This window comes from Pseudomonas sp. EB271-G4-1 (assembly GCF_058791355.1).
Genome location: NZ_JBYTEO010000014.1, coordinates 40,996 through 66,041, shown reverse-complemented (window position 1 = coordinate 66,041; position 25,046 = coordinate 40,996). Strand labels below are relative to the sequence as shown.

Sequence of the window (25,046 nt, the reverse complement as noted above, 5' to 3'; positions counted from 1 at the left end):
TTTTTTGCTGGATTCTTTTGGCGTACATATCCATTTGAGGCGGCCTGACAGCCGACCCCTGTAGGAGCGAGCCTGCTCGCGATGGACGTCAACGATAACGCGCCCTGTCTGGATGAACGCGTTGTCTGGGCCTCCATCGCGAGCATGTTCGCTCCTACAGGTTCTTCCAATCCGCAAAAGCCCGTTCCACACAAGGCACACCCCAAAAACCTTCTCTAGCTTCAATAATAAATGAACACATATAGAAAAAGTGTCTATATTATTGGCGGTGCAGTTATCCCTCAAACCGGTCCGAACGCCCTGTCAAATGAGGCGTTCGACCTGCTGGCTTATTACAACAAGGAGAATGCCATGCTGATTGATGTCCACGCCCACTTGCTGACTGAGGGTATGCTGAACCGCCACGAGTTCTGGGGGCCGTTCATGAAGGTGCAGGGGCTGACCGTGGGGCATTTTTCCCTCGGTACCAAGCAACCGGCCAAAGCCGCTACTGACGCTGAGGCGCAGGCCAACCTCCTCGCGCGCATGACCCACGCCAGCCGGCGCAAGCTGATGGCCGAACGGGGTGTCGACAAGCTGGTGATGTCCACACCGTCCCACTGTTTCATGTATTGGGCAGGTGATTTCGCCAACGAATACGCGCGCCTGTGCAACGACGAGCTGTCGGCATTTTGCCGGGCCGATCCCGACCACTTCGATTTCTGGTGCCACGCCAACCTGGCGGACCCACTGAACGCAGCCAAGGAAATCGAACGCGCCGTGACTCAGTTAGGCGCCAAGGGCGTGTGCGTCGGTGGGGCCAATTTCAATGGTCTGGAAGCTCACGATGAACGCCTGTTCCCCGTCTGGGAAAAGCTCACCCAGCTGGATGTGCCGATCATGGTGCATGGCTTCAACCAGTCGATCTACTGGGGCGAAAAACACACCGACGACAAGTTCGAAACCACTTCGATCGTGGGTGATTGCGTCGATGAAACGTTGTTCTTCTGGTACCTGATCTGCGGCGGCGCACTGGATGTTTTCCCGACCCTGAAAACCTACATCACCCATGCCGGTGGCATGGCGGTTTTCCAGTTGGGGCGTTTGAGCGAGCTCAATCGGGCAATGGCACCTGACTCGCGCAACCAGCGACCGTTGATGGATTACATGCATAATTTCTACTTCGACCTCGACGTGCATGCGCCCGGCTTGCGTCGTGGTGTCGCCGAGGTGGTTGGGGCGGAGCGTCTATTATACGGCACTAACTTTGGTGGCGCCTATGATCATGGCGACTTGACCGAGGGGCTGGGTTTGTCTGCTCAAGACCGTGAACGGATTCGTAGCGGTAACGCGATCGAACTCCTCAAGCTGAAGGTTCCGGCCAACGCTGGCCGGGTGCTGACGTCGTGACGGACAGCCTGCTGGACATGGCCGCCGGGCGGCCATACCCGCAGCGCAGCGGGCGATTGCCTCGGCAACTGAGTGAGATATCCGCAGCCTGGCTCACGCAGCTATTGCAGCCGCGTTATCCAGGCATCGAGGTCCTGGCGCTGACGGCGTTGGAGGTCCGTAACGGGCACACCACCAAATTGCGCGCCAGGCTTGAGTTGAACGAGGTCGGACAGCGCGCGGGTATTCCTGCGCATGTGTGCCTGAAGTCGAACTGGTCCGAAGGTTTCGAGAGCGGCGATATCTGTGAGCTGGAAGCGCGCCTGTATCATCTGGCGCGCGGCTGGACCGATGCGCCATTGCCGACCACATTTTTCACCGACTGGGACGCCGATGGTGGCGGTCGAGGTGTGGTGATGATGGAAGACCTCGGTCTGGCTGCCGGGCAATTTGGTCATAGCACCGATCACCTTGGCTTGGACGGTGTTGCTCAGGGGCTCGAGTCACTGGCGACGGTGCATGCTGCTACCTGGAACAGTCCGCAGTTGCAGGAGCAGCGCTGGTTGCCGGTGTCGATGGCCAACCCGGTGGACAGCGACGGTCTGCTGCGCATGTACAACTACATCAAGGTCAATCTGCGTAAACCCGAGTACCAGCAGCTGCTGCCGAAATGGATGTACGAATCACCGGAGTTGTTTAGCCATGCCTTCGATGAATTGGCAGCTTTTGAACTGGAGCAGACTTCACCCTGTTGTTTGATCCATGGTGACTCCCATCAGGGTAATAGTTTCTTGCGCAGTGACGGTCAACGTATCTGGCTGGATTGGCAACTGGCCCGACGTGGCCGGCCATGGCGCGATGTCGCCTATTTCATGCTCGGCGCGTTGACCGTGGAGGAGCGCCGCGCCGAAGCGCTGCGTTTGCTGCGTGTTTACCGTGAAAAACTGATTAGCCTGGGAGCCGAAGGCGTGCTGGGTCAGGACGCGGCCTGGGAACAAGTACGGCGTTGGCCGGTCTGGGGGATGCAGACCTGGATGTCGAACATGGATGATTGGGGGCAGGCCGGACTGCCAATGGTGGAGCGGTTTTTCGCCGCCGCAGAAGATTTTGATACTGTGCGCTTGTTAACCCACGGCCGTAAGCCACGCCGCACACCGATATTGGGGCAGGGCGCAAGGCCGTTGACGCAAGCGTATCAACATTTATTGGAGAGTTGAGCGTGGTCAATCAGGAAGATTTGCGTCTGCAAGGCGCGGATAACTTTCGCAGCTTGAAAGGCATTCCCTCCCATTGTGGTCGCCGCATTGGCGGCGATATTCTTTTGCGCGCAGACCAGTTGCATGGGCTGACTGCTGAAGACTGGCAGACACTTCAGCGCCTGGGGTTGCAGACCGTCTGCGATTTACGCAGCGCGGGTGAGCGTGAACGTTACCCGAACCGCTTGCCCAATAACGCAATCCGGGAGTTGCACCTGGAGGTCATAGGCGATGTCCGGGCCGATCCACGCCTTGCCCTCATGCTGGCGAATAATCCGGTGGCGGAGGGTGCACGGGCCATGATGCTGGAAGTTTACCGGCGGCTACCGGGAATGTTGGCGCCCCGGTTGCCGGCGCTGTTCGAGTTGTTTTCTGCAGGCAAGGGCTCGGTGCTGATTCACTGCACGGCGGGCAAGGACCGCACCGGCATCGCGGTCATGCTGCTGTTGCATGCCCTTGGTGTCACGCCAGAACACATCTTGACCGACTATTTGCGTTCGGCACGGCGTTTCAGTCAGTTGAGTGCAGAGCGTCAGCAGGCGATGAGTCATGCGGTGGGCCGGATGGTGGGCCAGCCGGTCAGCGAAGCGGCGTTCGATGCGGTAGTGGATGCCCGGCCTGAATACCTGAATGCCGCTTATGCGGTGATCGAGGCTGAATACGGTGGCCTGGATCGCTATCTGCAGCGTTTCAGTGGTTTGAGTGGCACGGGCTTGCAGGCATTGCGAGATACCTTGCTGGTCGCCTAGGTCGCGGCGCGGGTCATGACCCGGGCCGGTTTCCATTGCGCCAATCCGATCCCCAGCAAAATTAAGCCGCCACCCACCGCGTGGTACAGGTGCAACGTTTCCCCGAGCAGCACGATCGCCAATACCGCGGTAAACAGCGGCACCAGGTTCATCAATACGGCAGTTTTTTCTGCGCCGAGGGTTTGCAGGCCGCGCATCCACAGGCCGGGTGCCAATGCCGAGGCGAACAGGCCAGCGAATAACACCAGTGGGATGTTCTTTGCCGTCAGGGCTATCGACGGTGCCAGCACGAAAGGCGGCACCAGCAGCAGGGTGCCGCAGATAATTTGCATATACAGGCTTTCCCAGGTTGGCAGGGGAATCTGCCAGCGCTTCACCAACACGCAATACAGCGCGTACGACAGCGACGCCGCCAACATCATCAGCTCACCTTGCCCGACCCCATGCTGCCAGAGTGAAGACAAGTCGCCTGCTGCCAGCAACCAGGCCAGTCCGGCAAACGAAACCAGGGTGCCGACCAGCAATGTCGCGGTGGGCCGGGTATTGAGCACCGGGAAGGCCAGGAGCACGGTGAGTAGCGGCATGGTCGCCAGAATCAGGCCCATCGACGTGGCGCTGACGGTGTGTGCCGCAAAATACGCCAGTGACTGGTACAGCGACATGCCGAGCAATCCCAGCAGCCACAGCTTGGCCAGATAAGGGCGAATCTGACGGCGCAAGCGCCATACCCTGGGCAACAACACCGGTGACAACACCAGCAGCGCCGTCAGCCAGCGATAGAAGGAAATGGCTGCGGGGTCGATCACCCCGACCGACAGACGGTTGACCACCGTACTGGCGGCCCAGATCAGCGTGGCAAGGACGGGTAGCAGCAGATTCATCAGGGTGCGCCAACGTTGAGGGTGCGCCGGGCGCACCGGGACCAAGGCCGCTTTCGCGGCGATCAGTGAATGCCGGACTGCGTGTGCGCGTTATTCGCTGGCAGCGTTACGAGCGGCAATGGCAGCGGCAAAGTCGCGCTTGAGCGTCGGGAAGTAAGCAATCTGCCCACCCATGCCGCCGGCTATGTCGATCGAGGCAGCGCTGATGAAGCTGGCATATTCGCTGGCCAGGAACAGCGCCATGCCGGCAACGTCTTCAGGCTTGCCGTAGCGTCCGAGCGGCACGACTTTCATCACCATGGCGTCGAACTCCTCGCGACTCACGCCCGGCCCCATCTCTTTGTAATGACGGTCCCACTGGCCGGTATCGATCCAGCCCATGTTCAGGCTGTTGACCAGGATATTGTCCTTGGGCAGGGACATGCCCAGCGAGCGGGAGAGGGCGATGCACGACGCGCGGTTGATCACCGAAGGAATGCCGTCTGGCGTCGGAATCGCGCCGGCCAGGGCGTTGATTTCGATGATTCGCCCCCAACGCTGTTCACGCATGAACGGCACCACGGCCTGGACGAAACGAAAATGCCCCATCTGCAGGATGTTGGCATGTTCGAGGATGGCCTCCGGCGTCAGGGTATCGAGATTACCGCCGCGTCCTTGACCCGCATTGTTGACCAGCACATCGACACCGCCCCAGGCGTGTGCAACTTCGGCGACGAAAGCCTTGACTCCCTCACTGTCGGTCACGTCAACCGCTCGGGCAATGACCGCCTGGGCGTGTTCCGCGAGCTGCGAACCCACCTCGCGGACGTCTGCCTCACTGCGGGCGCAAATCGCTACCCGCGCCCCTTCAGCCGCGAAAGCCCGGGCGATGGCCAGGCCGATGCCCCGGGAAGCACCCGTGATGATCACGCGCTTTGCACTCAAATCAATGTTCATGCTGGCTCCTGTTGTTTTTTTTCTGCCGGTCCGCTTGCGGGTTTTCCTGCCTGACCCCCGTATTCAGGGGGTCTGCCCGGACTATTGAAAGCCCAAAGAGGTCATTCGTCAAAGATTATTTGAACGTTTATGTGTTTTGTGTGCAGTATTGCCCCGGGCGACACCGTTGGCTAAAACAGATAGCCAAGGAATCGCGGTTAAAATTCTGAATAGAGAACTGCAATCTTTATGTGGAATTTTACATTGCGATCCGTTACGGTGGCTTTCAGCTGAGGAGGGAAGTGGTCCTGGATGCGTGCCAGGCCTCTCGAGCGGACTGTCCAGGCGGGACATGCATCGATCCTGTGGGGTTTCGCAGATCGCTGGAATGACTGTTTGAACGCACTTAACGTCAGAAAATAAAAATAAAAGGTAGTGTGTATGAAAGAGAAGACCAAACAGGGTCGGCGGGTGCTGACTCAAGGTGCTCTGACACTGTTGATGGTTGGCAGTGCACAGGGTTTGATGGCGGCCTCGTTCGACATGTCGAACCCAGACTACCGCGTGCGTTGGGACAATACGGTCCGTTACAACCTGGGGATGCGGACCGACAGTCAAGACAGCCACATCATGAATACGCCGAACTACGACGAGTCGGACGGCAAGTTCGATAGAAACGAGATCGTGACAAATCGTCTCGATCTGTTTAGTGAGTTCGATTTTTCCTATCTCAACGATTGGGGTGCTCGTCTCAGTGCTGCCGGCTGGTATGACCAGGCCTACGATGACGACAAAGTCCACAGCAACATTCCAGGGTTCGCGACCAGCTACCACAACAACAAGTACAGCGGTGAAGTGGACCGCTACATGAACGGTCCTTCGGGCGAAATTCTCGATGCGTTCCTCTGGAAAAACTTCAACGTCGGCGAAATACCGGTCAACGTGAAAGCCGGTCGCCACACCAACTACTGGGGTGAGGGCCTGCTCATCGGCGCGCATGCCGTGTCTTATTCCCAGGCGCCAAGTGATGGCGTGAAAGCCTCGACCAGTCCTGGTATCGAAACCAAGGAAGTGTTCCTGCCAGTCGGGCAAATATCGGCCAAGGCGCAACTCACCGACCATCTCTCTGTTGCCGCTCAGTATTTCTACGAATGGGAACCGACTCGCATACCTTACGGGGGCACGTACTTTGGTGGTGCCGACCCATTGTTCGAAGGCCCGGACCAGCTACCGTTGGCCGCCAACGGCTCGACCCTGCAACGTCAGGATTCGAAATTCGGGCGTGATGGCAAGAACTGGGGCGTGATGGGCAAACTCAACGTCGAAGAAATCGAATCGACCTTCGGCGCCTACTACCGTCAGTTCGACGATTACCAGCCTTGGCTGGCCCCGGAAATCAAGGCAGCAGCGGGCTCCTATCGGGTGATTTACCCACGTGGCGTGAAGCTCGCGGGCCTCAGCTTCGCCCGGGTCTTCAACACTGTGGCGGTCGGTACCGAATTGTCCTATCGGATGAACGGCGCATTGAATGCCACCGGCGTCAGTGCCCTGGACGATGAAGGTCCTCGCGGTGACACCATCCACTTCATTGCCAACGCTGTTTACGGCGTGCCGCGTAACTTTATTTCGAACAACGGCACGCTGGTTGGTGAATTCGCGTACAGCCATCTGGATCGGGTGACCGAGCACGAAGAGTTGTACAAAGGGGTTGGCGAGAATGCTTGTACCGATGCCAGAAACCCTCGCAGCCCCGGCTCCGGCGATGAGTCCGATGGTTGCTCGTCGAAGAACTACTACGCAGTTGCCGTCAACTACACGCCACAGTACATTCAGGTCCTGCCTTCCTGGGACCTGGATGTCCCAATGACTGTCAACTACGGCCTGCATGGCAACGCCCCGACTGCCGGTGGCGGTAACGAAGGCGCGCTGTCCTACTCAGTCGGCCTGAAGGCCACTTATGCCCAACTCTATGAGTTCGGCTTGCGTTACGCAGACACCAAGGCCCAACCCAAGCATCTGGCCAACGGCACTGTAGCCGGTAACGGTCCGGTCGGTGGTACCGACCGCGGCTGGCTGGCATTTACCTTCAAGACCTCCTTCTGATAAATCCAACAAGAATCGGAGAATGTGTTCATGAAACGACAACTTGCCTTATCCATTGCCCTGATGAGCATGGCGACCTACACCCTGGCGGCAGGCGGTGACGCTTCCGAACTGGGCAAAAGCCTCACCCCGTTCGGGGCGATCAAGGCGGGTAACGCCGAGGGCACCATCCCTGCCTATGACGGTGGCCTGACCAAGGCACCGGCCGGCTTCGTACCCGACAGCGGGTTCTGGGTCGATCCGTTCAAGGATGAAAAACCACTATTTCGTATCGATGCCAAAAACGTCGACAAGTACGCGGACAAGCTCAGTGAAGGGCAAAAAACCCTCATCAAGAAGTACCCGACGTATTACATCGACATTTATCCAAGCCACCGTACGACCGCCTATCCCCAGGCCGTGCTGGATGCCACCGTCCGCAACGCCAGCAGTTGCACGATTCAGAAAGACGGCCTGGCGGTCGATCCGTCCTGCCGTGGCGGCTTGCCGTTCCCGATCCCGAAGACCGGCAACGAAGTGATGTGGAACCAGCAGGTGCGCTACAAGATCGGCACCGGTTACTCAACCACTTCCTCTTCGAACAGCTGGGTGGTGGACGCCAATGGCTCGATCACCAAGACCGCTGAGCAAGCGACCTTCGAAGAGACACCGTACTACCAGGTCTCCCAGGCCGATCGTGATTCACTGATGTATGCCCGAGTGTTCTCGCGCAATGACTATCCGGCGCGCCGCTCCGGTGAAGTCGTGGTGCTCACCGACTTCCTCGACCCACAGGCCAAGGCTCGTCGTTCCTTCAGCTACTCCCCGGGTCAGCGTCGCGTCAAGCTGGCGCCAGAGTTCGCCTTCGATACGCCTGTGGCCAGTCAGGGCGGTGTGACACTGTTCGATGAGCTGCAAATGTTCTCCGGCAGCCAGGATCGGTTCGACTACAAACTGGTCGGCAAAAAAGAGATGTACATTCCGTACAACGCCTACAAGTTCTACTTCGGTACCAAGCAGGAAGATCAGTTCATGCCGCACCACGCCAACCCGGCCAACGAGCGTTGGGAGCTGCATCGGGTGTGGGTCGTGGAGGCGACGTTGAAGCCGGGCATGCGCCACGTCTACAGCAAACGTACCTATTACCTGGATGAAGACACCTTCGGTGTAGGCCTGTATGACGCCTGGGACAAGAGCGGCGCGTTGTATCGCTCGATCTTCCTCAGTGGCGTACAGCTCTACGACAAGAACATTCCCTACAACGTGAAAAACGTCGTTTATGACTTCAACAAAGGCATGTACGCGTTGCTCAACGATGGGCTCAAAGGTGGTTACAAGTTCTATGACAAACCGCTCAGCGAGCGCGACATGAACCCTGAAGCCATCGTAGCCCGGGTCACTCAACGCTGATGTGAGTCGCCTGTCCTGCCCGTCGGTTTGCGCATCAAGCCTGGCGGGTAGAACAGGTGGGTTCTGCCATGCGGGATGGTTAAGGAATAAAAATAATGATTAGCCCTTGCCCTGCTTCTGTTCTTTTTTCCAAGTCGCGCCTACTGCTTGCGGTTGCGTTGACCGTAGGTGTCAGTTCGTTGGTGGCGATGCCTGCTTATTGCGCGGCTGCGCCTTCCACCGATACGCTGGACGTACCGGCGCAACGGGTGGACGAGCGGCTGCCCGCACCCTTGTTGTCGGTCGCCAGGGCTGGCGATGCGATGATCAGCGTCGGTCTCCACGGATTGATCCAGCGCTCCACCGACGCGGGACGAACCTGGCAGCAGGTCGACAGTCCGGTGTCCAGCGATCTGGTGCAAGTGCGGTTTCGCGATGAGCGAAATGGCTGGATCGTCGGTCACGATGCCCTGGTGCTGCACACCACTGATGGCGGTCACAGCTGGCAAGTGCAGCTCGACGGGCGCCGCCTGTTGACACTGCTTAATGCCTACTACGGTCCGCGGTCCGAAAAAGGCGACGAATCCGCGGCCCTGGTAGTCAGGGAAGTGGCAATGGCCGCCGGTACCTCGGCGACCCCGGGCGTATTGGCCGCACCCTTTCTGGATGTGATGTTCGATGAACAAGGCAACGGCTTTGCCGTGGGTGCCTTCGGGCTGTTGTTGCACAGCACTGACAACGGCCAGAACTGGGAGCCGTGGATCGAGCGCAGTGACAATGAGCGGCGCATGCACCTGTATGGCCTGGCTCAGCAAGCGGGCACTTTCTATATCAGCGGCGAACAGGGGCTGTTGATGCGCCTGGATCGTCAGCAACAACGTTTCGTGAAAATCGAAACGCCCTACACCGGCACCTACTTCGGCGTCCGCGCCTACGATCATTTGCTGCTGGCTTACGGGCTGCGCGGCAATCTGTTCGCCAGCCGCGATGACGGGCAGCAATGGCAGGCCGTGGAAACCAACCTCAATAGCAGTCTGGTCAGCATCGTCGAGCAGGGCAACGCCTTGATCGTCGTGAGCCAGGGCGGGCAACTGGTCAGCGTTGATCGCCAGAGTTTGCAAGTCACGCCGCTGGCGGATGCGCGAATGGGTGAGGTTTATGCAGCCAGTGCCACCAACCAGGCTGGGAGCCTGGTTGTCACGCGCTTTAGCGGCGCCAAGGTCATCGATATCGCCCAGGCCAACTGACGCCGTCGGCACGATTCCCCTACGAGAAAGAAAAAATGGTCGAGCAAAAATTCAACAGCGGGATGCCAGTGATTGCCAACCTGGAGGACTTTGACAAGAGCTCCGGAGGCTGGTTTGAACGGGTGATTTTCCGGCATCGCATGTTGGTCGTCATTGCCTGCTTGCTCGCCACCGTGGTGTTGGGCTTCTTTGCTACACGGCTGCAAGTGAATGCCAGTTTCGAGAAAATGATCCCCAGCTCCAGCCCCTACATCAAGAATTACCTGGCCTATAAAGACCAGCTTCCGGGGTTGGGTAACAGCATTCGCGTGGTGGTCGAAAACAAGACCGGTGATATCTACGACGCCGACTACTTGCTGGCGCTGCAGAAGGTCAACGACACCCTGTACCTCATCCCGGGTATCGACCGTTCCTGGATGAAGTCGCTGTGGATGCCCATCGTCCGCTGGAAAGAAGTGACGGAGGAGGGCATCGATGGCGGTGCGGTGATGCCTTCGGATTACGACGGCAGCGACAAGTCGATCAAGGCCCTGCGCCGCAACATCATGCGCGCCGGCATTGTCGGCAACCTGGTGGCCAACGACAGCCAGTCGAGCATGATTGTCGCGCCGCTGCTCGATACCAATCCGCAGACCGGTAAACCACTGGACTACGGGGATTTCTCCAAGCAACTGGAAGCACAGATTCGCTCACTGGAAAGCGACAAGGTCGGCATCCACATCGTCGGCTTCAGCAAGCTGGTCGGCGACCTGATCGACGGCCTGTATTCGGTGATGCTGTTCTTTGGCGCTTCCGTGGTGATCGCCGGGCTGTTCGTCTATTTCTACACCCGTTGCCTGCGCAGCACTTTGTTGCTGGTAAGCGTGGCAGTGGCGGGCGTGGTGTGGCTGCTGGGCTTGATGCAAATCCTCGGCTACGAGCTGGACCCGTACTCGATCCTGGTGCCGTTCCTGATTTTTGCCATCGGCATTTCCCATGGCACGCAGAAGATGAACGGCATCCTTCAGGACATTGGCCGTGGCACCCATAAATACATTGCCGCGCGCTATACCTTCCGCCGTTTGTTCCTCACGGGCCTTACCGCACTGCTGACCAATATCGTTGGTTTTGCCGTGCTGGTGATCATCGATATTCCGGTGATCCGCGACCTGGCACTGACCACCAGCATCGGTGTCGCCGTGCTGATTTTCACCAAGTTGCTGCTGATTCCGGTGGCGCTGTCGTACCTCGGTGTCAGTAAAAAAGCCGCGCGTATCGCCATCGCCAAAGACCAGGCCGGCGCAGAAAACAAAGGTTTCCTAGGGCGTCTGTGGAGCGGCCTCGACCGCTTCACCGAACGGCCGATGGCCACCGCGGTGATCGCCGTGTCGCTGCTGGTGACCCTGGCGGGCAGTGTGGTGATGATGCACCTCAAGGTCGGTGACCTGGACCCCGGTGCACCGGAGCTGCGTGCGGATTCGCGCTACAACCGCGATAACGCCTACATCACCAGCCATTACGGGCTTTCCAGTGACCAGTTCGTGGTCATCATGAAGACCAACGAAGACAGCTGCCGCCTGTACCAGTCGCTGCAAAGCATGGACAAGCTGGCCTGGCGCCTGCGTCAGACACCAGGTGTACAAACCACCCAGTCGCTGGCCGAAACCGTACGGATGATCAGCTCCGGCATGGCCGAAGGCAGCCCGAAATGGCTGAGCATCAGCCGTGACCAGGCGATCACCAACTCGGCGGTGGATGCAGCGATGATTTCCGCCCCGGGGATCACCAACCAGCAGTGCTCGGTGACCCCGATGATTGCTTATCTGGCCGACCACAAGGCCGACACCCTGAGCCGGGTGTTGCAGGTCTCAGAAGAATTCGCCAAGGAAAACAACAGTGTCGTCGGCGCTGAACAGCCGGTGGAATTCCTCCTGGCCGCGGGCAATGCCGGCATCGAGGCCGCCACCAATATCGAAGTCGAGAAGGGCATCATCACCATGTACCTGGCGGTGTATGGCGCCACGGCGTTGCTCTGCCTGCTGACCTTCCGCAGCTGGCGCGCAACCTTGGTGGCGCTGATTCCGCTGCTGATGACCACGATTATCTGCAAGGCACTGATGGTCTGGCTGGGCATCGGCCTCAAGGTGGCCACCTTGCCGGTGATCGCCGTGGGGGTCGGTGTCGGTGTGGACTACGCGCTGTATCTGCTCAGTGTGCAACTGGCGGTGCAGGAGCGTGGTGGCAGCCTGGCGGTGGCTTATCGCCGCTCGCTGGACTTCACCGGCCGTGTGGTTGCACTGGTGGGCCTGACCATGGCCGCCGGGGTGATTACCTGGGCCTGGTCGCCGATCAAGTTCCAGGCCGACATGGGCATTCTGCTGACCTTCATGTTCCTGTGGAACATGCTCGGTGCACTGGTGTTGATCCCGGCCCTGTCGCATTACCTGCTCAATCCCAAGGGCAACTCCAAGGCCGGAGTGACCCTGGACCTCGAAGACGCCCGCGCGCAGCAGGAACCGCGTAAGCCCGCAGCCGGCGCACCGACCCACTCATTGACTGAGCTCGCCTTACCCCGGCGTGCCCGCTGACTAATAGCCGGGCACAGGCCCAGGCTGGCAATTGCAAGGAGAGAAGTATGTTCGAGTTACTGATGAGTGCCGACATGATGGTTCCGGACCCGGACGGCATGACGGAAATGTTGGTCGACAAGCTCGGGATCTACAAGCACGAACGCTGGCGCCAGGCGTTCGACAATCACCCGTACATCGCGCATTTTCTGCGGGTACACAAATCCCTGGCGGTGTCGCCAACACGCATCGAACCGCAGTGGCACCTGGATCGACCGAACCCCGGCGATCCGCTGTTCCATGACTTTCTGGAAAGCCTGAAAGATTTCCAGGGGCATCATCGGCCGATGATCACTCACTCCATCGTGCTGGCCCTGCACGGGGACAAGTTCGACGCACTGGTGGACAAACTGATGCGCCGGCGCTTGCCGTTCCGCATGGCACAGCGCACCCCGGAAATGCCGTTCGACCGCCTGTGGCTCGGTGCGACTCCCGAGCAGCCGTACTACCAGCCATCCGTGGACGGTGGCCTTTGCATTGAAATCATGCCGACCGAGCCATTGCAGATGCCGCCGGAAACCTACCAGTTGCCACCGGTGCAACCACGCGATCTCAAACCCGGCGACATGGTACGCGTGACGGCCCGTGGCTTCCTGGTCCGTGACCTCGACGAAACCCTGCGCAAGGTGTCGACCAACCTCGACTGGGAACCGAGCGGGCCGGTGGAGAACATCCGCAGCGAAGGCTACCGCCGTGCGCACATGGGGTTCACCGTGCCTAACAGTGCAACCCTCGATGTACTCGAGGCGACCTACTGGAACACCGACGCCGGCCACTACGTCAACAACTGGGGCCCGGGGCCGTACTACATCCGTATCGGCGTCAACGACCTGGCCGCCAAGGCCGAAGATCTGCGCGCACGCGGCACGCGGTTCCAGTGGATCGAATCCTCGGAGGCCGTTGGCGGTCGTCCATTGATCAAGATCGATCCACAAGAACTCAATGGTCAGGTCTTCGAGTTCGAGGAGTGCCCTGCATGAGCACAGCGCAAAATCCGCAACTCCCCGTGCTGATCAACGAGGCTGTGCGCCTGGAGCGCGATGCCATGGTGGGCTGGGTGGTACTGACCCGTCCCCGACAGATCAACGCCATCAACGACGAGATCCGCCAGGGCGTACCGCAGGCACTGGCGTTGTTGCAGCAGGATCCGGACATTCGCGTGATCGTGATTCGCGGGGAAGGCGAACGGGGCTTTTGTGCGGGCGCCGATATCAAGGAACGCCGCGGCCCAGAGTCCAGCTTGCAAGTTCGCCAGCGCATGGAAAACGTACGCTGGATCGAAACCCTGGACGGCATCACCAAACCGGTGATCGCCGCCATTCATGGCTACTGCATGGGTGGCGGGCTGGAATTGGTGCTGGCGTGTGACATCCGTTTCGCCGCTCCCGATGCCGTGTTCGCCCTGCCAGAAACCGGTCTGGGGCTGATCCCCGGTGGCGGCGGCACGCAACGACTCTCCCGAGTGGTGGCACCGGGTCAGGCACTGGACATGTTGCTCACCGGTGACAGGGTGGGCGCCGAGCAGGCGCAGCGCATTGGTCTGGTCAGTCGACTGGCCAGTGACAGTGCCAACCTTGTGCAAGAAGTGCGGGCTTTTGCCCAGCGCATCGCCAGCAAACCACCCACCGCGTCGGCCTTTGTCAAACAGGCTGCGCGGGCGGCACTGGAAATGGATCTCAAGCGTGGCCTGGACCTGGAGCTTGATCTGTTCGCCTTGTTGGCCCCGACCAAGGACGCCCGCGAAGCGGCCCAGGCCTTCAGCGAACGGCGCGAACCGCGTTTTACCGGCGAATAAAGCGCCACTCCCTAAAACAAAAAGGATAAGGGCATGAGTACAGGAAAACTGGCAGGACGAGTGGCCATTATTACCGGCTCCGGTGGCGGCCTGGGCGCCGAATGCGCACGGGTACTGGCATCCCATGGCGCGAGTATTGCCGTAATCGATATCAATTTCGAGGGGGCGACAGCCGTTGCCCAATCGTTGGTCGCCGAGGGCCATCAGGCTTTGGCGATTGCCACCGATGTGTCCTCGGAAGACGACGTGCGGGCAATGGTTGCCCAGGTGAAAGAGCGTTTTGGCCGTATCGACATCTTGCACAACAACGCGGCGATCCTGAATGCCGAGCAACGCCAGCTGGACCGTGATTTCGTCAACCTCGACATGCAGGCCTGGGACCGCGCCATCGCGGTCAACCTGCGTGGCGCCGTGCTGTGCACCAAGCATGTGATTCCGGTCATGCTGGAGAACGGCAAGGGCTCGATCATCTTCGCCACCTCGGGTCTGGGCATGCAGGGCGATATGTCCCTGACCGGCTACGCCACTTCCAAGGCGGGGCTGATGATGCTGCCACGCATGGTGGCCTCGCAGTACGGCAAGCAAGGCATTCGCGGCAATGCCGTGCAGATCGGCCTGGCGCCTTCGGAACACGCCATGCCTGAACCCTTGCTCGACATCCTGCGCGACAACCACTGCACCGCCGAGCTGGGTACACCTCGGCAGATCGCCGATGTGGTGGCGTTCCTGGCCAGTGACGAATCCTCCTTCGTCACGGGTACCACTCTGGTCGCCGACGGTGGTTTCAGCAGCCACACGCCATCCCTGGTTGCGATGCGCGCGTTGTTCGCGCAGATGGGTCGCACCGGCATGTAACCTTTGCCTCGGTGCACCGTCCGGTGCGCTGGGGTTGTACTTCGCCACCACAGCCGCCGCGCGCCGCCGTGGTTGAATTACGTCATGGAAGCAAGTGATGAATCAGAACCACAAAGCGGGAAACACCGACTTCGATGTGATCGTCGTCGGCGGTGGCACCAATGGCCTTTCGGCTGGCTGTTACCTGGGCATGGAAGGCAAGAAAGTGCTGGTGCTCGAAGCGTTGGACAAGGTCGGCGGCATGGCGTCATCGGGCTATCTGATACCCGAAGCACCGCAGCACCTGGTCCACCCCTGTGCCCTGGACATGATGTCGATGCGTGTGCATTCCCACGTGCCGGCGGAGCTCGGGCTGGAGCGCCACGGTTTCAAATCGGTGGAGCTCGCGCCGGGGTATGTGTACCTGCATCCAGATGGACAGTCGCTGATTTTCTGGCGTGATCGCGAGAAAACCGCTGCCGAGATTCGCCGCTTCAGCAGCAAGGACGCCGAGGCGTTTCTTGAGTTCATGAAGGTCATCGACATGTTCCTCGATATCGCGCTGCCGATGATGCGCGTCGACCCGGCGAAGACCAACCTGGGTGTGAAGCTGAAGATGCTCGGCACCGCGATCAAACACAAAGCCTTGAAGCCCGAACTGATGGCACTGATGACGGGATCCGCGCTGCAAGCGGCGCGTGAGCGCTTCGAGCATCCGGTGACCATATCCGCGATGTGTGCACTGACCGGTCTGGCAGGTGATATCAGCGCCGATGGCGGTGGCATCTATTACGCCTTGCTCGGTTTCCTCCATCGTTTTGGTGTGGGTCGTGTCCTTGGGGGCATGCAGCAGTTGAGCAACGCCATGCAGGCGCGTCTGGAAGAGCTGGGCGGTCAGGTGCTGGTGTCGGCCAGCGTCAGTGAAATCGTTGCCAAGGATGGCCGGATCAAAGGGGTGAAACTTGCGGATGGTCGCCAGTTCATGGCCCGCGCGGTCATTGCCGGCTGTCACCCCAAGCCTGCGCTGGATATGGTCACCCGTGGTGAAATCCCCCAACACTTGCTCACCCGCATCGCCATGGCACCAGCCAACGGCAAGGGCTCGGGACCACTGAAGGTGGATCTTGCCTTGCGTGGGCAGATTTCCGTGCCACGTTTTGCTGCCATTCGCGGCGACGGTGTGGATCTGCGTAAAACCGTGATGTTGATCGGCACCGAAGAGGCGGTGCTGGAAAACTTCGCCGCTTGCGCCCGAGGCGAGGTACCGAAGTTGCCCTACATCACCGTGGCCGCACCGAGCGCCGCCGATCCCTCACAAGCGCCAGCCGGCCAGGATGTACTGTACATCTATCCGCCGGTCATGCCGGTGAACCCCAACGAGGGTTGGGACGCATTGCGTGAACGGGTAGCCGACCAAGTGCAAGAACAGCTGTATGACTACATTGAAGGGATCGAAGGGCAGGTGATTGGCCGTCACATCGAGGCCGCCCCGGACTTTACCGCGCGCTTGAACACGGTGAATGGCTGCGTGGTGCATATCGACACGACCTCCATGCGTTCGAGCACCATGCGCCCAGCGTACGGTTTGGGCGGCGATACCTTACCGGTGGCCGGGCTGTATTTCGGCAGCGCCGGCATACATCCGGGCGGTGGGGTCAACGGCATGGCAGGGCGGTTGGCGGCCAAGCGGGTGAGCAAGTACTTGAGTAAAAAAGGCAACTGAGCCGTCGATAGATAAAACCTGTGGGAGCGAGCCTGCTCGCGAAGGCGGAGTGTCAGGTGGCGGTGATCCTGGAGGTACCTGTCCCTTCGCGAGCAGGCCCGCTCCCACAAAGAGATCGTGTTTATGCAACGCGCTGATAGTCGTTAAACGCTGTCAGCGTTTTTTTTTGCACCCAACGAAATACTCGCCAGGACAAAATCTGCCGAGTACTGGCGCCAGGTGGCCATGCCTTCTGCCGAGTCAGTGTCCAGGCCTGCGAGTGCAGACATGGAGTAGCGGTTGGTGAACCAGCCTGTGGTCACCAGTGAGGCGCTGGCCAGCAACAAGCGCGGGTTGATGTCCGCACGAAAATCACCACTGGCGGCTCCGCGGACCAGGATCGCGTCGAGCTTGGCGATCAGCTTCGGTGCCATTTCAAGAAAATGGTTACGCGGTGTTTCGTGGGTGTCGTGGTAGCGAATGCCTTCCAGCGCCAGGCTGCCGAGGAAGGGGTCAAACCGGTATTGGTCGAAGAAGTGATTGAGCACGGTGCGCATCGCCTGAGGCGGTGGCAGCTCTTCAACCTTGAGGTTGACCAGCTCGGACATGATGTTGTCCGAAGATTCATCCAGTACCGCGACAAACAGCCCTTCCTTAGAGTTGTAGTAGTGGTAGACCAGTTGCTTGGTGACCCCGGCATCCCGGGCTATTTCTTCCACGCGCGCACCGGCCAGGCCTTTTTTAGCGAACTCCACGCGCGCAGCAGCGAGCAGGCGATTCATCGTATTGCGTTTGCCCTGTTCGCCACCTTCTCCTGCCTTCACCGCCACCTCGTACTCCTCCTGTTGAATGGGGTCACACCTTGAAGCATATACCCGGGCGCCATCGTTTGACCCAGAGTCAAACGAAGCGCAGTACCGGTGCAGACACAACCGCATACCATGGATTGGCAGCCGGGCAATCTTGGTGTGCAAGAGCAATAAAAACAAGACAGGAGAACCTGATGAGCAACGAAAGCGCAGCACTGGACCTGGCCACCGCGTATTCCGCCGTATCGGAAATGTATCGCGGCACTGACCTGGATATTCATGCGGTGTGCCGCGAGCAACGGTTGAAGTCACCCATCTATGAAGGCGATTTCATTACTCAATTCGGGGTGCCAACCAATGCCGGTACCCAGCAGGGCACTCGCCCGACCTTCGCCTTGTTCAAATACCAGGACGTGATGACTGTTCTGCGCGATGGTGCGACCTACACCAGCGGCTTTATTGCCGAAGGTCTGGGCGCGTTTTTCGATGGCTTGATCATTCTGGCCATGGACGGTGACGAACACCGCAAGGTGCGCGCCTTGCTGCAACCGGCATTCATGCCCGAGACCGTGAACAAGTGGCGCCCGCAGATCGACCAGGTGATCCGCGAGGAGTACATCCAGCCAATGTTGCCGGCAAAGAAGGCCGACCTGATGAAGTTCGGCCTCGAGCTGCCGATTCGCATCATGTACGCCTTGATGGGCTTCCCCTCGGATGAACCGTCCAAGTACAAACAATATGCGGCCTGGGCCTTGGCCATTGTCGGCGGCAACCAGATCGACCCGAGCAAGATGGTCGAAGCGCGGCGTCAGGCCGGCATCGCCGTCAAGGGTCTTTACGACGCACTGGCCGAAGTCGTGGTGCAACGTCGCGCCGAGGGCAGCCAGGGCGATGACGTGGTCGGTCGTTTGCTGCGCGCGGAATACGAAGGGCGCACGCTGGATGACCATGAAGTGATCACCTTTACTCGCTCGTTGTTGCCGGCGGCCGGGGAAACCACCACGCGCATGTTCGGCTCGGTGATGACCTTGCTGCTCACAACTCCCGGCTTGCTCGAGCGGGTCAAGGCCGACCGCTCACTGATCGGCAAGCTGATGGACGAAACTACCCGTTTTGAACCGGTAGCCACTTTCAAAGTGCGCGAAACCGCCAAGGAAGTGGAATTTCACGGTGTGAAGATTCCCAAGGGCTCATTCGTCCAGTGCATGGTGGTGTCTGCCAACCGCGACGAAGAAGCGTTTGAAAACCCGGATGTCTTCGATATCGACCGCAAGCCAAAACCATCCTTTGGTTTTGGTTTTGGCCCGCACATGTGCATCGGTCAGTTCGTTGCCAAGGTCGAGATCAGCTGCGCGGTCAACGCGATCCTTGATCTGTTCCCCAACTTGCGTCTCGACCCGACCCAGCCCGTACCGCAGATCGGCGGTGCACAGCTGCGTGGCGTGTCGACGCTCCCGGTGATCTGGGACTGAACCACGATTCAAATCCGTTTCCAGGCCTTGATAAAAACAACAGAGGGCAGTATGAGAACGTTCAAAACCATTCCAGAACGCGGTGATTTCGGCTTCCAGCAACTGGTCGGGCCGCACAAGGTCACTGGCGCTTCGATGTCTGCCGAGCGCGGCTTCTTCGGCCTGCATTTGAGCAAGAGCTCGCCGTTCGGCTCTGTGCGCGATGAGCAGGGCAATATCTATTCATTCGTGCGGTCGCTGATGGCGCCCAATGGCACGCCGAACCCGACCAAGTTCTACTACCTGAACAACCACGTCGACAACGTCCACCTGCGCATGGACCACGAAAAAATGGCCCGCCAGGCGCTGACGCCACTGCCTGTGCATAGCCTGGAAGGTGATATCGCACGCTGGGCCAGCCAACCGGGTGAAGCCGGTAATGGCTGGGAAATCACGGCCAGCAGCGAACGCCTGACCTGGAAAGAAGAAGGCTTGTTTCATCTCGAAGGTCGTCTGCTCGGACCCGGTTTGCAGTGGTACTTGCCGGGTGTGGAGTGGGGCACCTTTTACGTTTCACAGTTGTGGGATATCGCCGGTGTCTGCGAGGGGCGCCCGGTAAAAGGCGCCATGGCGCTGGACCAGTTCTACATGGCTGAAGGCGGCGCCATCCACTTCAAGAAAGACCTGGTGGTGAACAACAACAAGCATGTGATCTGGTGGTCCTTTGTCACCGTTTATAAAGACGGCACGTGGGATACCGGTTCTTTCATGGTCGGTCACGACCATCTGGGTTACGCCATTTTCAACAATGAAAAAGGCGAGGTGCGGGTCACCACCGATATCGAAGGGCACACCGAGCACAAGGACGGTAGCTACTTTTTGAAGTCGGCCAAAATCGTGCTGGAAGGCAAGGAAGAGTGGGAGTTCCTGCCTGACGAGAAGGGCGAAATGATCGACTTCGTTGGCGGTTTCCCGGTCACGGCGCAACAGGAAGGGCGCTGGCGCCGAGTTGGCGATACCCGCGAGCCTTCGCACTGGCTGGGTTGGGGGGAGTCGGATCGGCGTAACGGTTCGGCCCGTAACGTTCCCGGCAAGGACCTGTAAACCTGTGACCCCCCCTGTAGGAGCGAGCCTGCTCGCGATGGACGTGAACGATACCGCGTGATGTCTGACACCCCGTGGTGTTCTCAGGTTTATCGCGAGCAGGCTCGCTCCTACAGGGCATAACAATAAAGAGGAACCGCGATGAAATTCCGCGACAAAGTCGTACTGGTCACCGGTGCCGGTCGAGGCATGGGACGCGCCATTGCCCTGGCCTATGCCCGCGAGGGCGCCAAAGTGGTGGTGTCGGCACGCACCGCTCGATACGGCGAAGAAACAATCGAACAAATCAAGGCCCTGGGTGGTGAAGCCTGCCTGGTCGGTGGCGACATCGCCGATCGTGAGGCAATCAAGTCGATGGTGCAGGGCGGCGTAGAACATTTTGGCTCCCTGGATATCGTGGTGCATTGCGCCGCTGACACCAGTCACGGGCTGATCGCCGAAATGGCCGATGACACCTTCGATCACATCGTGCGCAGCAATATCCAGTCGTTGTTCTGGCTGGCCAAGGACAGCGCACCCTACCTGTCTAAAGCGGTGGACAAAGGCCGGCTGATTTTCATCTCCTCCGGTGAAGCCAACCGCAAGTACACGCCACGCCTGATTGCCTATGGCTCAAGCAAAGCCTTCATGAACGCCTTTGCCCGTGGCCTGGCGGTGGAGTTCGGCGCCATGAATATCCTGGTCAACGTAGTGGAGCCCGGGCTGATCGGCACCGACCATATGCTGGAAACCCTGGGCAATGAGCTGCCGCACAAACTCGCCGCACATTTCCCGGTCGGGCGCCTGGGCGAGTCCGCTGATATTGCCAATGCCGTGATGTTTCTCACTTCCAACGAGGCCTCCTATATCACCGGCACGTCGTTGTTGGTGGATGGTGGCGCCACCATGATCGCGCTGCCCAAAGTCGAAGAAATCCTCAAGGGCCACTAATCATGTCGCGCGTCCGCGATGGCGGCCCGCGCCGGGAGTCAGGTCATGACAATTGAGACACGCAACAGCAGCAATACCGCCCACGGTGGCAATGATTTCTCCGAGTTCAAGCGCGGCTGGCGCGTGGTACTGCTGGGTCTGTTTGGCATCTGCACCAGCCTTTCCGCTGCGCTGCTGTATGCCTTCGGTACCCTGGTTATTCCACTGGAGCAGGCCTTCGGCTGGAGCCGTGGCGACTTGCAGGCTTCGATCACTTTCCTGTTCGCCGGTGTGGCGATTTCCACGCAGTTGGTCGGCTGGCTCTACCGCCGTTTCGGTTTGCGTCGAGTGGCGATTGTTTCGATCGTGCTGCAGATCGTCGGTTATTTTGCGATCACCCAAATTCAGGGCTCGATTGGTTGGTTGTACCTGGCGTTTTTCAGCATGCCGATCGTCTGTGCCGGCACCATTGCGATCACCTGGACGCAATTGGTCAACCTCTGGTTCGAGCGCAACCGGGGTCTGGCGCTGGCAGTGATTCTCTGTGGAACCGGGCTGGTGGCGATGATTCTGCCGCCGCTACTGTCGCGGTTGATTGCCGTCTATGGCTGGCAGGCGGGTTTTATTGCATTGGGGGCGATGCCGCTGCTGTTTACGCTGCCCTTGTCACTGATGTGGTTGCGCATGCCGGCGCCGCACGCCAGCACTGAAGCGACGACACAGAAGGAACTCCCGGAACTGGCCGGCATGTCCTTCCAACAAGCGTTGCGCTCCGGGAAATACTGGGGTTTCAACATCGCGCTGATCCTTTCGGTCTCGTTGACCGTAGGCATGGTCACCAACATGGTGCCGATGTTGCAAAGCAAAGGCTTGAGCGGCCAGCAAGCCAGCCAGATATTCAGTACCTTTGGTATTTCCATCATCGGCGGGCGTCTGTTGGTGGGCTACATGCTCGACCGCTTTTCACCTTCTCTGGTGGCTGCGGTGAGCCTGGCACTGCCTGCGCTGGGCTGCGCGATCTTTCTCTTTGGCGGGGCGCAGAGCACACCGTTAATGGTGCTTGCCACCCTTTGTATCGGCGCAAGTGCCGGAGCTGAATTCGATCTGGCGGCATTCCTGATGGCACGTTACTTCGGCCTGAAAGACTACGCGCGCATCTTCGGTTTGCACCTGTGCCTGATCACCATTGCTGCGGGGCTGGTGCCCATGTTGTTCGGCCATCTTTACGATACTTACGGCAGTTATTCGGCGGTGCTGGTGTGCTGTTTCTGCTGCGCCATTATCGGCCCGACCATTTTGTTGTGGTTGAAGATGGAGCCGGCATTTCTGGCGCTTCAGCACACTCTACAACCACGGCAACACGCCTGAACCCCACCCGAGGACGAACGTGATATGAGCATGGACAAACACGCAATCGAGCACTTCCTGCACGGCCAGATCGACTGCTGGAACAAAGGCGATAAAGAGGGTTTTTTTGCCCATTACCGCAGCGTCTCGACCAATGGCTTGAGTATCGAATACGTCGGCAAACCGCAGCACGATGCCTGGCAGGTCCTGGAAGGCATGTGGGCGCAACAGCAACCGAAGATTCGCGTCGAGGTGCGGCAGTGCATCGTTAATGGCAACGAAGCCGCGTGCCATCACCTGAATGCATTTCGCGAGCAGGAAGGGGGCATCGAGACGATCGAGTTGTATCGGTTCGAAGAAGGGCAGTTGTTTGTACGTTACTTCATCAATCAGTAATGGGAGTGCGCACAGCCTTATCAAAAAGGTTGTGCGCACTGGCGGTCTATAGGCCGTCGGTGGAACAGGAAAGCTGCCGCCACAGCTCGATTTCCGCAAGCATACTGTTGAGCTTGTTGCTGACTTGCAGATAAGCGTCGGAGCCGGCCAGGTAACGCAACGGCGGATGTTCACTGTTAACCAGGTGCACCAGCGCGTCACCCAGCTTCGCCGGGTTGCCGGTTTGCTGGTGGTTGTAGGCGGCCGAAGCGCCTTTGACCTTGGCCGTGAGTGCGGCGTAATCCTCCAGCCCACGGGTACCAAAGACAGCGGAGCTGGGGTCGAGGAAGTCGGTACGGAAAACCCCGGGCTCCACCAGCGTTACCTTGATGCCGAACTGCGCCACTTCCTGGCTCAGGGATTCGGAAAACCCCTCCACGGCAAATTTCGACGCGCAGTACAGCGCCGCACCGCCCATCCCCACCACACCGCCCATTGAGGACACGTTGAATACGTGACCGCTGCGTTGCGCACGCATGACGGGCAACACGGCACGGCAGACGTTGAAGACACCAAACACGTTGGTCGCGAACTGAGTGTCGGCTTCACTGGCGAGATTGTCTTCAAAGGGTGCCAGTTGCCCATAGCCGGCGTTGTTGACCAGCACATCGATTCGGCCAAATCGCGCGACGGCAGTCTCTACGGCAGCCAGTGCCTGGGCTTGGTTGGTCACATCCAGGGCCACCGCCAAAACGCGCTCACCGAACTCGGCGAAGACATCTTCCAGTGGTTCGATACGCCGGCCACTGACCACCACGCGGTCACCGTCAGCCAAGGCGGCTTTGGCAATGGCGGCACCCAAGCCCCGGGCGGCACCGGTAATAAACCAGACTTTGTTCATTGCATCGCTCCAGTCGTTATGCAAAAGAAAGCCGCGTCAGCTCGGAGGCTGGCGCGGCTGCGGGTTTTACCTGTCCATGCGGCGCTCAGTCGCGGTTGGCCGCTTCCCAGGCTTTCAGGTCGAAACCGTCAGCGGCGGCTTCGGCTGCCGACAACTTGGGCGCGCGGGCGAGAATCTTGCGCGCGGCCATGTGATCGCCCATGCGATTGCAGGACTCAACGGCCACCAGGCGGTCATTACGGAAACACAGCACGGAAAGTTGTTTGTCTTGGGCAGACCCGAGGACAACAGTGCTGTCGTAGCCGTTGGAGAGTCCGGCAATCTGTAGTTTCAGGTCACCCTGATCGGTCCAGAACCAAGGCAGGGCGCCGTAAGGCGCCGGTTTACCCATCAACCGTGCGGCCACTGCGCGGGCCTGGTCGATGGCGTTCTGCACCGACTCGAGACGCGTGTGCTGTTCATCGTTTTGCAGGCACGGGAAACTGGCGACATCGCCCAATGCGGAAATTCGCGGGTCAGAGGTGAGCAGGTTGGCGTCGACCTTGATGCCGTTCTCGATGGCCAGACCCGCTTCGGTTGCCAGTTGGGCATTGGGGATCACACCGATACCAAACACCACGAGGTCGGCAGGCAGGGCACGTCCGTCAGCGGTTTGCACGGCGCAGACCTTGCCGTTGTCGCCATCGATGCGACTCAAGCCCTGGCGGAAGTCGAAATGCACACCCCAGGCTTCATGGGCCTGGCGGAACAACTCCGACATTTCCCGCGACACGGCACGGGCCATTGGCCGCTCGGCCAGTTCCAGCACATGGACATTGGCCCCCTGTGCTGCGGCTACCGCGGCAAACTCCAGACCGATGAACCCGGCGCCGATCACCACCACATTGCGCGCCTCTTTAGCCAGTGGCGCCAAGGCATCGGCATCGGCTTTGGTTTTGATGCCGAATACCTGAGGCAGCTCGGCGCCTGGCACCGGCAGCGGCCGGTTGTGTGCACCCGTGGCCAATACCAGGTGGTCATAGCTGACAGCCTCACCGGAGGCCAACACTACGCGACCGTTCTGGCGGTCAATCGCCGTCGCCTGGTCATGCAGCAGTTCAATGCGTTGGGTGGCATAAAACTCAGCGGGGCGGAACAGCAGATTGGTCCCCTGGATCTTGCCGAGCAGGTAGGCCTTGGACAATGGCGGCCGCTGATAGGGCAGGCCTGGCTCATCGCCGATCAGGGTAATGCGCCCGTCATAGCCTTCCTGACGCAAGGAGGCAGCGACCTGAAAACCGGCCTGGCCAGCACCGACGATAACGACTGAGGCGAGGGTCATGGGAG

At 59.5% G+C, this 25,046-nt stretch carries 21 protein-coding genes; 16 read left to right on the top strand and 5 right to left on the bottom strand.

The genetic code is table 11. The features are described 5' to 3' along the window. The first annotated feature begins 351 nt into the window (after positions 1-351). From AC3WWR_RS09655 to AC3WWR_RS09645, 3 genes are read left to right on the top strand one after another with little or no spacing between them, the layout of a single operon-like run. Positions 352-1,389: an amidohydrolase family protein gene (locus AC3WWR_RS09655; protein WP_020798243.1), complete on the top strand. Its 1,038-nt coding sequence runs from the start codon at positions 352-354 to the stop codon at positions 1,387-1,389. Then, entirely contained in the window at positions 1,386-2,585 is a 1,200-nt protein-coding gene (locus AC3WWR_RS09650; RefSeq protein ID WP_020798242.1) for a phosphotransferase, read from the top strand. Before AC3WWR_RS09655 ends, AC3WWR_RS09650 begins: the two co-directional genes overlap by 4 nt. Before the next feature lie 2 nt (positions 2,586-2,587). Beyond that, on the top strand, positions 2,588-3,373 hold the full coding sequence (locus AC3WWR_RS09645) for a tyrosine-protein phosphatase (RefSeq protein WP_020798241.1): 786 nt from the start codon (positions 2,588-2,590) through the stop codon (positions 3,371-3,373). On the opposite strand, the gene AC3WWR_RS09640 is transcribed toward AC3WWR_RS09645, so the two are convergent. Both AC3WWR_RS09640 and AC3WWR_RS09635 read right to left on the bottom strand, forming a co-directional pair. Beyond that, a complete protein-coding gene (locus AC3WWR_RS09640; protein ID WP_020798240.1) occupies positions 3,370-4,254 on the bottom strand; it encodes a DMT family transporter in 885 nt (294 codons plus the stop codon). The two genes, AC3WWR_RS09645 and AC3WWR_RS09640, sit on opposite strands and share 4 nt — an antisense overlap. A gap of 90 nt (positions 4,255-4,344) precedes the next feature. After that, positions 4,345-5,190, bottom strand: a complete 846-nt coding sequence (locus tag AC3WWR_RS09635; RefSeq protein ID WP_020798238.1) for an SDR family oxidoreductase — start codon at positions 5,188-5,190, stop codon at positions 4,345-4,347. 420 nt (positions 5,191-5,610) lie between these two features. Here AC3WWR_RS09635 and AC3WWR_RS09630 point away from each other — a divergent pair, with 420 nt between their 5' ends. The 8 genes from AC3WWR_RS09630 (at position 5,611) to AC3WWR_RS09595 (ending at position 16,845) form a co-directional block, all read left to right on the top strand. Then, positions 5,611-7,272, top strand: coding sequence for a DUF1302 domain-containing protein (locus AC3WWR_RS09630; RefSeq protein WP_020798236.1), 1,662 nt, complete (start codon positions 5,611-5,613; stop codon positions 7,270-7,272). Positions 7,273-7,302: 30 nt separating this feature from the next. Beyond that, positions 7,303-8,661, top strand: coding sequence for a DUF1329 domain-containing protein (locus AC3WWR_RS09625; RefSeq protein WP_020798235.1), 1,359 nt, complete (start codon positions 7,303-7,305; stop codon positions 8,659-8,661). Positions 8,662-8,756: 95 nt separating this feature from the next. After that, complete coding sequence (locus tag AC3WWR_RS09620; RefSeq protein ID WP_020798234.1) at positions 8,757-9,887, top strand: YCF48-related protein; 1,131 nt, start codon at positions 8,757-8,759, stop codon at positions 9,885-9,887. Positions 9,888-9,922: 35 nt separating this feature from the next. Then, on the top strand, positions 9,923-12,454 hold the full coding sequence (locus tag AC3WWR_RS09615) for an efflux RND transporter permease subunit (protein WP_020798233.1): 2,532 nt from the start codon (positions 9,923-9,925) through the stop codon (positions 12,452-12,454). A gap of 47 nt (positions 12,455-12,501) precedes the next feature. Then, positions 12,502-13,473, top strand: a complete 972-nt coding sequence (locus AC3WWR_RS09610) for a VOC family protein (RefSeq protein WP_020798232.1) — start codon at positions 12,502-12,504, stop codon at positions 13,471-13,473. After that, positions 13,470-14,288: an enoyl-CoA hydratase/isomerase family protein gene (locus AC3WWR_RS09605; protein WP_020798231.1), complete on the top strand. Its 819-nt coding sequence runs from the start codon at positions 13,470-13,472 to the stop codon at positions 14,286-14,288. Before AC3WWR_RS09610 ends, AC3WWR_RS09605 begins: the two co-directional genes overlap by 4 nt. 33 nt (positions 14,289-14,321) lie before the next feature. Continuing rightward, complete coding sequence (locus AC3WWR_RS09600; RefSeq protein ID WP_020798230.1) at positions 14,322-15,143, top strand: SDR family NAD(P)-dependent oxidoreductase; 822 nt, start codon at positions 14,322-14,324, stop codon at positions 15,141-15,143. Positions 15,144-15,240: 97 nt separating this feature from the next. Further along, positions 15,241-16,845 carry a phytoene desaturase family protein gene (locus AC3WWR_RS09595; RefSeq protein ID WP_020798229.1) on the top strand — a complete coding sequence of 535 codons (1,605 nt, stop codon included), beginning with the start codon at positions 15,241-15,243 and terminating at the stop codon, positions 16,843-16,845. A 143-nt stretch (positions 16,846-16,988) separates the two neighbouring features. Here the strand turns inward: AC3WWR_RS09595 and AC3WWR_RS09590 are convergent, their stop codons facing one another. Next, a complete protein-coding gene (locus tag AC3WWR_RS09590; RefSeq protein WP_020798228.1) occupies positions 16,989-17,654 on the bottom strand; it encodes a TetR/AcrR family transcriptional regulator in 666 nt (221 codons plus the stop codon). Between the two features lie 173 nt (positions 17,655-17,827). Here AC3WWR_RS09590 and AC3WWR_RS09585 point away from each other — a divergent pair, with 173 nt between their 5' ends. The 5 genes from AC3WWR_RS09585 to AC3WWR_RS09565 all read left to right on the top strand — a co-directional run bounded on the left by AC3WWR_RS09585 (position 17,828) and on the right by AC3WWR_RS09565 (position 22,840). Next, positions 17,828-19,105, top strand: coding sequence for a cytochrome P450 (locus AC3WWR_RS09585; protein ID WP_020798227.1), 1,278 nt, complete (start codon positions 17,828-17,830; stop codon positions 19,103-19,105). Positions 19,106-19,156: 51 nt separating this feature from the next. Then, positions 19,157-20,188 (top strand): hypothetical protein, encoded by a 1,032-nt coding sequence (locus AC3WWR_RS09580; RefSeq protein ID WP_033044707.1) that lies wholly within the window; start codon positions 19,157-19,159, stop codon positions 20,186-20,188. Positions 20,189-20,329: 141 nt separating this feature from the next. After that, positions 20,330-21,118: an SDR family NAD(P)-dependent oxidoreductase gene (locus tag AC3WWR_RS09575; RefSeq protein WP_033045580.1), complete on the top strand. Its 789-nt coding sequence runs from the start codon at positions 20,330-20,332 to the stop codon at positions 21,116-21,118. A gap of 45 nt (positions 21,119-21,163) precedes the next feature. Continuing rightward, a complete protein-coding gene (locus tag AC3WWR_RS09570) occupies positions 21,164-22,465 on the top strand; it encodes an MFS transporter (RefSeq protein WP_033045577.1) in 1,302 nt (433 codons plus the stop codon). A gap of 24 nt (positions 22,466-22,489) precedes the next feature. Then, the gene (locus tag AC3WWR_RS09565) at positions 22,490-22,840 is read left to right on the top strand and encodes a nuclear transport factor 2 family protein (protein WP_033045576.1); all 351 of its coding nucleotides are present in this window, start codon (positions 22,490-22,492) and stop codon (positions 22,838-22,840) included. Positions 22,841-22,886: 46 nt separating this feature from the next. Here AC3WWR_RS09565 and AC3WWR_RS09560 read toward each other — a convergent pair whose 3' ends face one another. Together AC3WWR_RS09560 and AC3WWR_RS09555 are read right to left on the bottom strand one after the other, a co-directional pair. After that, entirely contained in the window at positions 22,887-23,720 is an 834-nt protein-coding gene (locus AC3WWR_RS09560; RefSeq protein WP_492598660.1) for an oxidoreductase, read from the bottom strand. 85 nt (positions 23,721-23,805) lie between these two features. After that, complete coding sequence (locus tag AC3WWR_RS09555; RefSeq protein ID WP_151142554.1) at positions 23,806-25,041, bottom strand: NAD(P)/FAD-dependent oxidoreductase; 1,236 nt, start codon at positions 25,039-25,041, stop codon at positions 23,806-23,808. Positions 25,042-25,046 lie beyond the last annotated feature (5 nt).

What these genes read in the sequence shown, in the direction of transcription:
- AC3WWR_RS09655 (WP_020798243.1), top strand. Translation starts at nt 352, where the DNA reads ATGCTGATTGATGTCCACGCCCACTTGCTGACTGAGGGTATGCTGAAC.
- AC3WWR_RS09640 (WP_020798240.1), bottom strand. Translation starts at nt 4,254, where the DNA reads ATGAATCTGCTGCTACCCGTCCTTGCCACGCTGATCTGGGCCGCCAGT.
- AC3WWR_RS09635 (WP_020798238.1), bottom strand. Translation starts at nt 5,190, where the DNA reads ATGAACATTGATTTGAGTGCAAAGCGCGTGATCATCACGGGTGCTTCC.
- AC3WWR_RS09630 (WP_020798236.1), top strand. Translation starts at nt 5,611, where the DNA reads ATGAAAGAGAAGACCAAACAGGGTCGGCGGGTGCTGACTCAAGGTGCT.
- AC3WWR_RS09625 (WP_020798235.1), top strand. Translation starts at nt 7,303, where the DNA reads ATGAAACGACAACTTGCCTTATCCATTGCCCTGATGAGCATGGCGACC.
- AC3WWR_RS09620 (WP_020798234.1), top strand. Translation starts at nt 8,757, where the DNA reads ATGATTAGCCCTTGCCCTGCTTCTGTTCTTTTTTCCAAGTCGCGCCTA.
- AC3WWR_RS09615 (WP_020798233.1), top strand. Translation starts at nt 9,923, where the DNA reads ATGGTCGAGCAAAAATTCAACAGCGGGATGCCAGTGATTGCCAACCTG.
- AC3WWR_RS09610 (WP_020798232.1), top strand. Translation starts at nt 12,502, where the DNA reads ATGTTCGAGTTACTGATGAGTGCCGACATGATGGTTCCGGACCCGGAC.
- AC3WWR_RS09605 (WP_020798231.1), top strand. Translation starts at nt 13,470, where the DNA reads ATGAGCACAGCGCAAAATCCGCAACTCCCCGTGCTGATCAACGAGGCT.
- AC3WWR_RS09600 (WP_020798230.1), top strand. Translation starts at nt 14,322, where the DNA reads ATGAGTACAGGAAAACTGGCAGGACGAGTGGCCATTATTACCGGCTCC.
- AC3WWR_RS09595 (WP_020798229.1), top strand. Translation starts at nt 15,241, where the DNA reads ATGAATCAGAACCACAAAGCGGGAAACACCGACTTCGATGTGATCGTC.
- AC3WWR_RS09585 (WP_020798227.1), top strand. Translation starts at nt 17,828, where the DNA reads ATGAGCAACGAAAGCGCAGCACTGGACCTGGCCACCGCGTATTCCGCC.
- AC3WWR_RS09580 (WP_033044707.1), top strand. Translation starts at nt 19,157, where the DNA reads ATGAGAACGTTCAAAACCATTCCAGAACGCGGTGATTTCGGCTTCCAG.
- AC3WWR_RS09575 (WP_033045580.1), top strand. Translation starts at nt 20,330, where the DNA reads ATGAAATTCCGCGACAAAGTCGTACTGGTCACCGGTGCCGGTCGAGGC.
- AC3WWR_RS09570 (WP_033045577.1), top strand. Translation starts at nt 21,164, where the DNA reads ATGACAATTGAGACACGCAACAGCAGCAATACCGCCCACGGTGGCAAT.
- AC3WWR_RS09565 (WP_033045576.1), top strand. Translation starts at nt 22,490, where the DNA reads ATGAGCATGGACAAACACGCAATCGAGCACTTCCTGCACGGCCAGATC.
- AC3WWR_RS09560 (WP_492598660.1), bottom strand. Translation starts at nt 23,720, where the DNA reads ATGAACAAAGTCTGGTTTATTACCGGTGCCGCCCGGGGCTTGGGTGCC.
- AC3WWR_RS09555 (WP_151142554.1), bottom strand. Translation starts at nt 25,041, where the DNA reads ATGACCCTCGCCTCAGTCGTTATCGTCGGTGCTGGCCAGGCCGGTTTT.